Here is a 10,505-nt window from a genome sequence, read left to right as displayed (position 1 = left end):
AATAAATTAAGTTTCCAAATCAAATAGTGTTGATTCGGACTTATCCCATCTATCAAATTATTTGCAATTAGTGAGTTAAAGCTTATGGCGATCGCAAAATGTCGTTTCAGTGGTCAACCCCTGCACCAAACCTTTATTGATCTAGGAATGTCGCCCTTTGCAAATGCTTATTTGACAGCAGAACAGCTAAATAATGCAGAGAAATTTTATCCTCTCCAGGCTTATGTTTCTGAAGACACTCTTTTAGTTCAATTAGAACAGTTTGAAACACCAGATCACATTTTCAGCGATTATGCTTATTTTTCTTCTTACTCGGTAAGTTGGCTAAAACATGCCAAGGCTTATACGGATATGATGGTAGAAAAGTTTGGCTTTAATCATCACAATCAAGTTATTGAAATTGCCAGTAATGACGGCTACCTCCTGCAATATTTTTTAGAAAAGGGAATCCCTATTTTAGGAATAGAACCAGCAGCAAATATAGCTAAAGTTGCCCAAGAGAGAGGCATTCCTAGTATTAACAAGTTTTTTGGAGTTGAAACTGCCAAAGAACTTGTGATACAAGGAAAACTAGCTGACCTTTTGATAGGTAATAATGTATTAGCTCATATACCAGATTTAAATGATTTCATAGCTGGAATGAAACTCATCCTCAAACCCAATGGTATTTTGACGATGGAGTTTCCTCACATTTTGCAACTTATTGAACAAAATCAGTTTGATACTATTTATCACGAGCATTTTTCTTATTTTTCATTCCTGACTATCGAAAAAATTTTTGCAGCACACAACTTGCAACTTTTTGACGTAGAGGAATTACCAACTCACGGCGGTTCTTTAAGAATTTATGCTAAACATGACTACGCTGATAATCACAGCATTAGCGACCGAGTTAGCCATCTGAAAGCAAAAGAAATCGCCGCTAGGCTGCATCAGATAGAGACTTACATTACATTTGGAGAAAAAGTCAAAGAAACAAAGCGCAAGCTATTAAATTTTCTCTTGACGGCTAAAGCAGAAGCTAAATCAATCGCTGGTTATGGCGCACCTGCTAAAGGTAATACATTGCTGAATTATTGTGGGATTGGTAAAGATTTTATCGATTACACAGTAGATTGCAATCCCTACAAGCAGGGATTATTTCTACCTGGAACTCATATTCCCATCTTTGAACCAGATAAAATCCGCGAAACCAAACCAGATTATGTCCTAATATTGCCTTGGAATCTCAAGGAAGAAATTATGGAACAAATGGCATTTATTGCCGAGTGGGGTGGACAGTTTGTAGTGCCAATTCCTGAAGTAAAAATTTATCCATGTTCTGTTCCTGATCGGCTTTTAATAGCCTTGTAATTACTAAATATGAGCGAGAATGCGCCTTTTGTTACTAATCATTTAATTGCTGGGATAATAAACGGTTGTTGAAAAGTAATTAAAAGGTCTATCTCTTTGAGAATTTTCTTATCAAATCAAAAACCATTAGACTAAAAAGCCAGGGCTATTTCATTCTCATCTAGCCCACCTCAGAATAAATTCTGAGGCTAATAGCAAAAGTCGTCTAAAGACGACTAAAAAAGGCTTTTAGTCCACTTTAGTGGACTTAGGCTATTAGCCCGGAACTTTAGTTCTGGGCGGTTTATGTCTAGAACGAAATAGCCCTGCTAAAAAGCAACTTAATAATTAATAAGCTGCTGTTACTGCCAATTATCCTTAACTACAGAATTGAACTTAATATGAATAAATTGCTTACCATTGCCATTCCTACATTCAATCGTGCTAGTTTACTTGATAAACAATTAGCATGGCTAGCTCAAGCTATTAAAGGTTTTGAAGATGATTGTGAGATTTTAGTTTCTGATAATTGTTCAACAGACAATACTCAGGAGGTGATCCAAAAATGGCAAGTAATACTTAGTAATATTCCATTTAAATCAAATAAAAACTCTAAGAATTTAGGCGTGGTTAAAAATATTATGTATTGCCTAAATTCTACAACAACAAAATATGTTTGGACAATTGGTGATGATGACCCAATTCAAGATAGAGCCATTGCTTATGTGATTAGCAAGCTCAAGCAGCATGAAGATTTATCATTATTGTTTCTCAACTTTTCCGGCCGGAACCAAATTACTGGTGAACCAGTTCATCCACCCACAATTGTTGGTAATCGCTGGTTTGATATAGATAGTGAAAATGGTGAAGGTGATGGTAAAGCTATATTTGAGCATTGTTTCTCAAAAAGTGTCGGTGCAGTCATTTTTCTGACTGCTACAGTCTACCGCACTGATTTAGTGAAACGCGCTCTCCAAAAATGGCAAGATGCAGAGAATAATTGGATATCTTTAGCATATTTAGCCGGTTATTGTGCTGCTAATGGTAGTGTAATTGTCACTAAAGAGACTTATTTGGAATGTGTTGTTGGTGTGAGTTACTGGCAGAAAGAACCAAAATCTGCACTGTTAATGCAATACAAACATATACCCGAAGTGATTTTGAAACTGGAAGAGAATGGATATTCTAAACAGTTTTGTAGACGGATGCTTTTGCAGAACGGTAAAGAAGTCAACTTGAAAGTTTTCTTGGGTGCTTTAAGAAGATGGCCTATATCCGCTATCAAAATAGTAGTTCCATTTTTGGCTTTAGTCAGCTTGTGTGCTTTTGACGTGATGGTTTCTAAAGAACTCGGTTTAGCAGAATCAAGTGAAATCTCTACTCAAGAAGTGCGAAGCTATAAGCCGTAAGCTATTAAATTTCTAACAAATATATATCAAAAAGAGGAGGATTTACGTCATGTTTAGTGCAATTAAACGCAAAATATCTACACTGTCTTCTGACTTTGAATATTACGTAGCCCGTTGGAAGCATAGCAGAAATTTGCCAGCATTAGAAGGAAGCGATCGCAACATTCTTAATACTCTCAAAAAAGATGGCGTTTACGTCACAACATTGGCAGATTTAGGGTTCGACTCTAGCTCAGAACTGCTCAAAGCTGCTTACCATCAATTGTCTCAGATGAAAAATCCCAACAACGACCATCTAGACGAAAAATTACCACAAATTACCACAGTAACAGGTTTACCAGAATTTTATGCCTGGGGAATTGAGAAAAGACTTCTCAACATCATCGAAAATTATATTGGTCTTCCTGTTGCTTTTCATGGCGTACATTTACGCAAAGATTTTCCTAGCAAACATCAGTTTGGGACACTATTATGGCATAGCGATGCCGAAGATCGTCGCATCATCAAAATATTCATTTACTTGAATGATGTAGAAGAAAAAACTGGGCCTTTTGAATACATTCCTCGCTCTTTAACTTCCTTATTTAGTTGGAATTATGTTCGACTTTATTACAAACTTTGGAAGTCAGGCTATATGGGTATCGATGATGAAGAAGTAAAACCAGTCATCCCCAAATTAGCTTGGAAATCCTGCCAAGGCCCAGCAGGTACTGTCATTCTTGTAGATACGAAAAATGCTTTGCATCACGGCACAGTCCGCACAGAAGAACGGTCAGCGCTATTCTTTTGTTACACCGCTAACCCTCCTGAAAGACCAGACCTCTGCACCCAATACTGGGATGATACTTATCCCAGAGCAGAGTTACGTTCTGCATCTGATGCAGTTAAAGTTTCGACTTAAAAACGTTCTCGCCGAAGAATATCTAATTTAATTAACCGCAGAGGCACAGAGAACACAGAGAAAAAAAGGAGTTGCGCCCGATTTGTAGGTTTAGGACTAACACAAAATATCTCTGGGTGCCCTCTGCGCCTCTGTGGTAGCCTGCGGCAAGCCGCTGCGCGTCTACGTTTATTTTCTTTACTCAACATTTATCTCAAAGGAATCATAATGATTTTCACCGAAACCGCACTCAAAGACGCATTTATTATTGACTTAGAAGAAAAGCCAGACCATCGTGGTTTTTTTGCTCGGTCTTTCTGCGCCCAAGAATTTGAAGCACACGGATTAAAGACAACAGTCGCCCAATGTAACCTGTCTTTTAACTACAAAAAAGGCACTATCCGGGGAATGCATTATCAAATTCTGCCAGCAGCAGAAACGAAATTAATTCGCTGTACTAAAGGTGCAATCTATGACGTAATTATTGATATGCGTCCAGAATCTCCTAGCTTTTTATCACACATTGGTGTAGAGTTAACCCCAGAAAACCGCCGCGCTTTGTATGTTCCAGAAATGTTTGCTCACGGCTATCAAGCACTCACAGATGAGACTGAAGTCGTATATCAAGTAGGTGAATTTTATACGCCAGGGTATGAAAGAGGTTTACGCTATGACGACCCATTTTTTAACATTGATTGGCCTCTAGATGTGACTGAAATATCTGAGAAAGATTTAAATTGGCCTTTGTTGAGAATGATGACTGTTGGCGGTACAGCTTCCAGATAACTATAGACTCTTTCTCTACGCCAGGTGTTTCTCGTAGAACATACTGCCTGCTCTGCATGAGGTAATACAATAGACCTCTTGCAAAAATCCTTGAATCACCCCTCCCCAACACATCGGGGAGGGGGCAAAATTTCAAGTTTCCCCCCCTTTATAAGGGGAGATAAAGGGGGGTCTATTCGACTTATGCAAGAGGTCTAATAATTAATTAGGGTAGAAATAAATGCCAAATAGTCTTCTATCTCGTGTCGGTAATAGTATCTCTTTTGTCTCCAACAAAGTCCAAGATCGCATTAATTACGCTAAGACTTTACAGGTTGTTTCACTAAAGCCTAAACAGCCTTCCAAAGGAAATGTACTTCTTTCTTATCGGATTGAGCCATTCCTCTTAAAACCTGGTCAGCCAATGCCTAAAGACCATACTTGGTACTGGGAAGTTTGGCAAATAGCCCAAACTTTTTTAACTTTAGGCTATAACGTTGATGTTATCCAGTTCCACAATGATAAATTCGTTCCGCAAAAAGACTACGCATTTTTCATTGATATCCGTCATCGAATGGAAGCGCTTGCACCAAAACTCAACAAAGATTGCATCAAAATTTTCCACGTTGATATTGCTAATATGGTGTTTCGCAATGCAGCAGAATGCAACAGGCTTCTAGAACTACAACAGCGCAAAGGCATAACTTTAAAACCACAGCGATTTGAAGTTCCTAACTTGGGAATTGAATATGCCGATTGCGCGATTGTGTTGGGTAATGATTTCACAACTGATACATTCAAGTATGCCAACAAACCAATGTATCGCATTCCAATTTCTTCGCCCGTGGTTTATCCTTATCCCGACAACAAAGATTTTGAAGCTGTAAGAAAGCGCTTTCTGTGGTTTGGTGGTAGTGCTTTAGTCCTCAAAGGGTTAGATTTAGTTTTAGATGCCTTTGCCCAAATGTCGGAATACCATTTAACAATTTGTGGCCCGGTAAGTAGTGATAAAGAATTTGATCAAGCTTTCTATAAAGAACTGTACGAAACACCTAACATCCACACTTATGGTTGGATTGATGTTACTAGCCCTGACTTTATAGAGGTGACAAATAACTGTTTAGGGCTTGTTTATCCTTCCGTTTCTGAAGGGCAGTCAGGAGCAGTAATCAGTTGCTTGCAAGCCGGGTTAATTCCAATTTTAAGCTACGAATCTGGTGTAGATGTTCATGATTTCGGTGTGATTTTCGATAATCTTTCCGTTGAAGGAATTAAGGACAAAGTTAGAAATATTTCCAATTTGCCTGTTGAAGACCTAAAGCTGATGTCTCTTAAAGCATGGGAATACGCAAGAGCAAATCATACGAAAGAAAAGTTTGCTCAAGTTTACAGAAATGTTGTAGAGCAAATTATCGAAAATCATAGTCAGAAAAAACAGATTGCTTCTACAGCATCTAGCAAACAACCAGTTACTAGCGATCGCTAATCTTAATTTCCATGAAAATGTACTTAATATTTAGCTGTAAAAAATTATTAAGTGCAAAATTATCCAAAATTTGTATCACAACCAACAGTTCTAAAAAGGAGTTTAGTTCATGATTATTATCGATCGCGCCTTACAAGCTAGATCAGCAGCAGGAAATCCTATCAAAGTGGGAATGATTGGTGCTGGTTTTATGGGTCGAGGAATTGCCAACCAAATTGTCAATTCAGTGCCAGGAATGGAGTTAGTTGCTATCTCCAATCGTCAGATTAATGCAGCTAAACAAGCTTATTCGGAAGCAGGAATTGAAGATATTCAAGTTGTTGCAACAGTCAGCGAATTAGAAAATGCGATCGCAAACGCTAAATATGCAGTCACAGAAGACGCTAAGTTACTGTGTCGGGCCCAGGGCATTGATGCATTAATCGAAGTCACAGGTGCAGTGGAATTTGGCGCTCACATCGTAATGGAAGCGATCGCTCATTGCAAGCATGTGATTATGATGAATGCCGAACTCGACGGCACTATTGGCCCCATCCTGAAAGTCTATGCTGACAAAGCAGGTGTGATCCTCAGCGCCTGTGATGGCGATCAGCCAGGGGTGCAAATGAACCTCTACCGCTTTGTAAAAAGCATTGGTCTAACTCCGTTATTGTGCGGTAACATTAAAGGACTCCAAGACCCTTATCGCAATCCCACCACCCAGGAAGGATTTGCTAAACGTTGGGGTCAAAAGCCTCACATGGTGGCTAGTTTTGCTGACGGAACCAAAATTTCCTTCGAGCAAGCGATCGTTGCCAATGCCACAGGCATGAAAGTCGCCAAACGGGGAATGCTAGGATATGACTTCAACGGTTATGTTGATGAAATGACCCAGCTATATGATGTTGAACAACTCAAAGAACTGGGCGGCATTGTCGATTATGTAGTTGGAGCAAAACCAGGCCCAGGCGTATATGTATTTGCCACTCACGACGATCCCAAGCAACGCCACTATCTCAACTTATACAAATTAGGCGAAGGCCCACTTTACAGCTTCTATACTCCTTATCACCTGTGTCATTTTGAAGTTCCCTTGTCCGTAGCCCGTGCTGTCCTATTCGGTGATGCGGTCATGTCTCCATTAGCAGGCCCGCTAGTAGATGTTGTCACCACTGCCAAAATCGACCTGAAAGCAGGAGAAACCTTAGATGGCATCGGCTACTACATGACCTACGGACAATGTGAAAATTCCGATATCGTCCAACAGCAAAATCTTCTACCAATTGGTTTAGCTGAAGGGTGTCGCCTGAAACGGGATATTTCTAAGGATCAAGTCCTCACATACCAGGATGTAGAATTACCTGAAGGCAGACTTTGCGACCAACTAAGAACAGAGCAAAACACTTATTTCGCTTCAGAAAAAATCTTGGTAGCAGTTGGGTAATATCGGTTCATATCATGTCCGCTTAAAGATGTGGGGATGAGGGGGATGAGGGAGATGAGGGAGCAAGGGAGAAGTTGCAGTAGTCTTTCCCCTCTGCCCCTCCGCCCCTCTGCCTCTTGTGCCCCATGCCCAATGCCCAATGCCCAATGCCCCATGCCCTATTAGGTCAAATTTCATGAAAATTGCTCTAGTCCACGATTATTTAACCCAGCGAGGTGGGGCAGAGCGTGTGTTTGAACTGCTTTGTAAGCGCTATCCCGAAGCAGATATTTTCACATCTCTGTACGATCCACAAAAAACTATAGATTTAGGCGATCGCATAGTCAACACAACCTTTTTACAAAAAATTCCCGGTGCAGCAAAATATTTCAGGTCAATGGCTCCTCTATATTTTCCTGCCTTTCGTGCCTTGGATCTGCAAGACTACGATTTAATTATTAGCAGTAGCACCAGCTTCGCAAAAGCAGTGCGAAAAAATCCCAATACCCGAAATCTTTGCTGCCCTAAAGTCAACATCTTGATGCGATCATCTGGCAACCGTTGGTGATGAACGATTTCCGCACAGCAACCAGTGTTTGCAATTGTACCTTTAACAGGATCGACCATCAAAACACCGAACCTGCGATCGCTCTCCAAAATCGTGTTCATCATGATTCGGTAGCGAAATTCAAAGATTTGCAAAGGCAATGGTCTGGTAGGAAACAGAACTACTTCGGGTAACGGGAACAGAGGTAGTTCACGAACTGCAATTTTAGAAGATGATGTCATTGTTACTTTGGTATAAACTTAATCTTAAAAATAATTATTCTCTGCTTTTCCCGTACTTTGTCTACATTCTATCATTTGTTTCCTAGCTAAATAAAAGCCCTGAAGAAATATATCTCAGGGCTATATAATAATTTATACTAACGTCCTTCGTCCTTTGTCCTTTGTCCTTTGCTAATGACCAATGACCAATGACTAATGACTAAATTAAAGTTTGACTTCGATATCTACACCCGATGGTAGATCCAATTTCATCAGGGCATCAATAGTCTTAGAAGAGGGCTGGTAAATATCAATAATCCGGCGATGGGTACGGGTTTCAAAGTGTTCCCGTGAATCTTTATCTACGTGAGGCGATCGCAGCACACAATAGATCCGGCGTTTTGTTGGTAAAGGAATTGGGCCTACGGCTGTAGCATTGGTGCGGTTAGCTGTGTCTACAATCTTCTCGCAAGATGTGTCTAATAAGCGTCGGTCAAAAGCCTGTAAGCGAATTCTAATTTTCTGCTGCTGTAGAGTTGCCATCTTTAATTTTCCAGGTTCTGCGTAATTAGGGGAATGGTGAATGGGGAGTGGGGAGTGGGGAGTGGTGAGTGGGGGTTAAGGGAGACAAAATTGCTTGGCTTCTTCCTACTTCCTACTCCCTATTCCCTACTCCCTACTCCCTTTAATTAAAAAGGAAGAGAAAGGAGCAGAGAGGTACAATAAATACCATCTCTGCTCCTTTGTTATGAGCGAAAAGGTGCTACTTGATAATTTTGGAGACGACACCAGCACCGATGGTGCGACCACCTTCGCGGATAGCGAAGCGCATTCCTTGTTCAATAGCGATCGCGTTGATCAATTCTACTGTCATCTTGATGCGATCGCCTGGCATCACCATTTCTACTTCTTTGCCTTCATCGGAGGTGTAGGCTTTGATAGTACCAGTTACATCGGTTGTCCGCACATAGCACTGGGGACGGTAGCCAGCGAAAAATGGAGTCTTACGACCACCTTCTTTTTCAGTTAGGACGTATACTTCACCTTCAAATTCCAGGTGAGGTTTAATTGAACCTGGTTTGGCAATTACCATACCCCGTTCAATATCAGCCTTCTGAATACCCCGGAGTAGTACGCCAGCGTTATCTCCAGCCATACCTTGTTCCAGACTCTTCTTGAACATTTCAATACCAGTTACGGTAGTGGCGCGAGTATCTCTGATACCCACTAGTTCAACGTTATCGCCAACTTTGACAACACCCCGTTCAATCCGACCGGTGGCAACAGTACCACGACCTGTGATTGAGAATACGTCTTCTACAGCCATCAAGAAGGGCTTATCAACATCCCGCTCAGGAGTGGGGATAAAAGAATCCACAGCGTCCATCAATTCGTAGATTTTATCTACCCAAGGATTTTCACCTTTTTTGGTCTTAGGATTCTTGGTCATTGCTTCGAGAGCTTGCAGACCAGAGCCTTTGACGATGGGAATATCATCACCAGGGAAGTCATAGCTGCTTAACAGTTCTCTCAGTTCTAGCTCTACTAGTTCCAAGAGTTCTGGGTCATCCATCAAGTCTTCTTTGTTCAAGAATACAACCAGACTGGGAACGCCCACCTGTTTTGCCAATAGAATGTGTTCGCGGGTTTGGGGCATAGGCCCATCAGTAGCAGCTACTACGAGGATACCTCCATCCATTTGGGCAGCGCCGGTGATCATGTTCTTCACATAGTCAGCGTGTCCAGGACAGTCTACGTGAGCATAGTGCCGACTTTCGGTTTCATACTCAACGTGAGCGGTATTGATGGTAATACCCCGTGCTTTTTCTTCTGGCGCGTTATCGATTTGATCGTAGCCTTTAGCTGTAGCTTGACCAAGAGCTGCCAAGGTCAGGGTGATGGCTGCCGTTAACGTGGTTTTACCGTGGTCAACGTGGCCAATAGTACCGATATTGATGTGGGGTTTATTCCTTTCAAACTTTGCGCGTGCCATGAATGCTCATTTCCTTATTTTAACTAAGCGTTCCCTTTGCTTTTTGCAATGATAGTTTCAGCTACGCTGCGAGGCACCTCTTCGTAGTGGCTGAACTCCATCGTGAAGGTACCCCGACCTTGCGTTTTTGACCGGATATCAGTGGCGTAGCCAAACATGCTCGCCAATGGAACTTTGGATGTTACCTTAGCGAGTCCCTTTTCGGTGCTTTGGCTTTCAATCTGCCCTCGGCGGGTGTTGAGGTCGCCAATGACGTTACCCATATAGTCTTCAGGAACTTCAACCTCAACTTTCATCATAGGCTCTAAGATGACAGGTGAAGCTTTCAGCACAGCCTCTTTCATCGCCATTGAGCCAGCGATTTTGAAAGCCATTTCTGAAGAGTCTACATCGTGGTATGACCCATCAATTAGCGTTGCTTTAACGTCAATCAACGGATATCCAGCTAGAACACCAGATTCGCAGCTTTC

The 10,505-nt window shown here is 41.3% G+C and carries 8 protein-coding genes and 3 pseudogenes; 7 read left to right on the top strand and 4 right to left on the bottom strand.

Translation table 11 applies throughout. The features are described 5' to 3' along the window. Positions 1 to 84: 84 nt before the first annotated feature. The 7 genes and pseudogenes from LC574_RS09640 to LC574_RS09610 form a co-directional block, all read left to right on the top strand. Positions 85 to 1,353 carry a class I SAM-dependent methyltransferase gene (locus LC574_RS09640; RefSeq protein WP_229453286.1) on the top strand — a complete coding sequence of 423 codons (1,269 nt, stop codon included), beginning with the start codon at positions 85 to 87 and terminating at the stop codon, positions 1,351 to 1,353. Positions 1,354 to 1,733: 380 nt separating this feature from the next. Continuing rightward, a complete protein-coding gene (locus tag LC574_RS09635) occupies positions 1,734 to 2,741 on the top strand; it encodes a glycosyltransferase (RefSeq protein ID WP_229453284.1) in 1,008 nt (335 codons plus the stop codon). A gap of 49 nt (positions 2,742 to 2,790) precedes the next feature. After that, positions 2,791 to 3,642 carry a phytanoyl-CoA dioxygenase gene (locus LC574_RS09630; protein ID WP_229453282.1) on the top strand — a complete coding sequence of 284 codons (852 nt, stop codon included), beginning with the start codon at positions 2,791 to 2,793 and terminating at the stop codon, positions 3,640 to 3,642. 207 nt (positions 3,643 to 3,849) lie between these two features. After that, on the top strand, positions 3,850 to 4,407 hold the full coding sequence (gene rfbC, locus LC574_RS09625; RefSeq protein WP_229453280.1) for a dTDP-4-dehydrorhamnose 3,5-epimerase: 558 nt from the start codon (positions 3,850 to 3,852) through the stop codon (positions 4,405 to 4,407). 220 nt (positions 4,408 to 4,627) lie between these two features. After that, positions 4,628 to 5,872 (top strand): glycosyltransferase, encoded by a 1,245-nt coding sequence (locus LC574_RS09620; RefSeq protein WP_229453278.1) that lies wholly within the window; start codon positions 4,628 to 4,630, stop codon positions 5,870 to 5,872. A 109-nt stretch (positions 5,873 to 5,981) separates the two neighbouring features. Further along, complete coding sequence (locus tag LC574_RS09615) at positions 5,982 to 7,295, top strand: NAD(P)H-dependent oxidoreductase (RefSeq protein WP_229453276.1); 1,314 nt, start codon at positions 5,982 to 5,984, stop codon at positions 7,293 to 7,295. 175 nt (positions 7,296 to 7,470) lie between these two features. Then, positions 7,471 to 7,794: pseudogene (locus LC574_RS09610) on the top strand (glycosyltransferase family 4 protein); the annotation flags it as partial. Here LC574_RS09610 and LC574_RS09605 read toward each other — a convergent pair. The 4 genes and pseudogenes from LC574_RS09605 to fusA form a co-directional block, all read right to left on the bottom strand. Further along, positions 7,776 to 8,063: pseudogene (locus LC574_RS09605) on the bottom strand (LON peptidase substrate-binding domain-containing protein); the annotation flags it as partial. The pseudogenes LC574_RS09610 and LC574_RS09605 sit on opposite strands and share 19 nt — an antisense overlap. A 204-nt stretch (positions 8,064 to 8,267) precedes the next feature. Beyond that, positions 8,268 to 8,585, bottom strand: a complete 318-nt coding sequence (gene rpsJ, locus LC574_RS09600) for a 30S ribosomal protein S10 (RefSeq protein WP_017320518.1) — start codon at positions 8,583 to 8,585, stop codon at positions 8,268 to 8,270. Between the two features lie 220 nt (positions 8,586 to 8,805). Beyond that, complete coding sequence (gene tuf, locus LC574_RS09595) at positions 8,806 to 10,035, bottom strand: elongation factor Tu (RefSeq protein WP_229453274.1); 1,230 nt, start codon at positions 10,033 to 10,035, stop codon at positions 8,806 to 8,808. Positions 10,036 to 10,058: 23 nt separating this feature from the next. Next, positions 10,059 to 10,505, bottom strand: a pseudogene (fusA, locus tag LC574_RS09590) (elongation factor G); the annotation flags it as partial.

It is taken from the genome of Nostoc sp. CHAB 5715, assembly GCF_020829685.1.
GTDB lineage: Bacteria > Cyanobacteriota > Cyanobacteriia > Cyanobacteriales > Nostocaceae > Nostoc.
The sequence above is the reverse complement of the archived record's forward strand: the minus strand, read 5'-3'. Positions and strand labels throughout refer to the sequence as shown.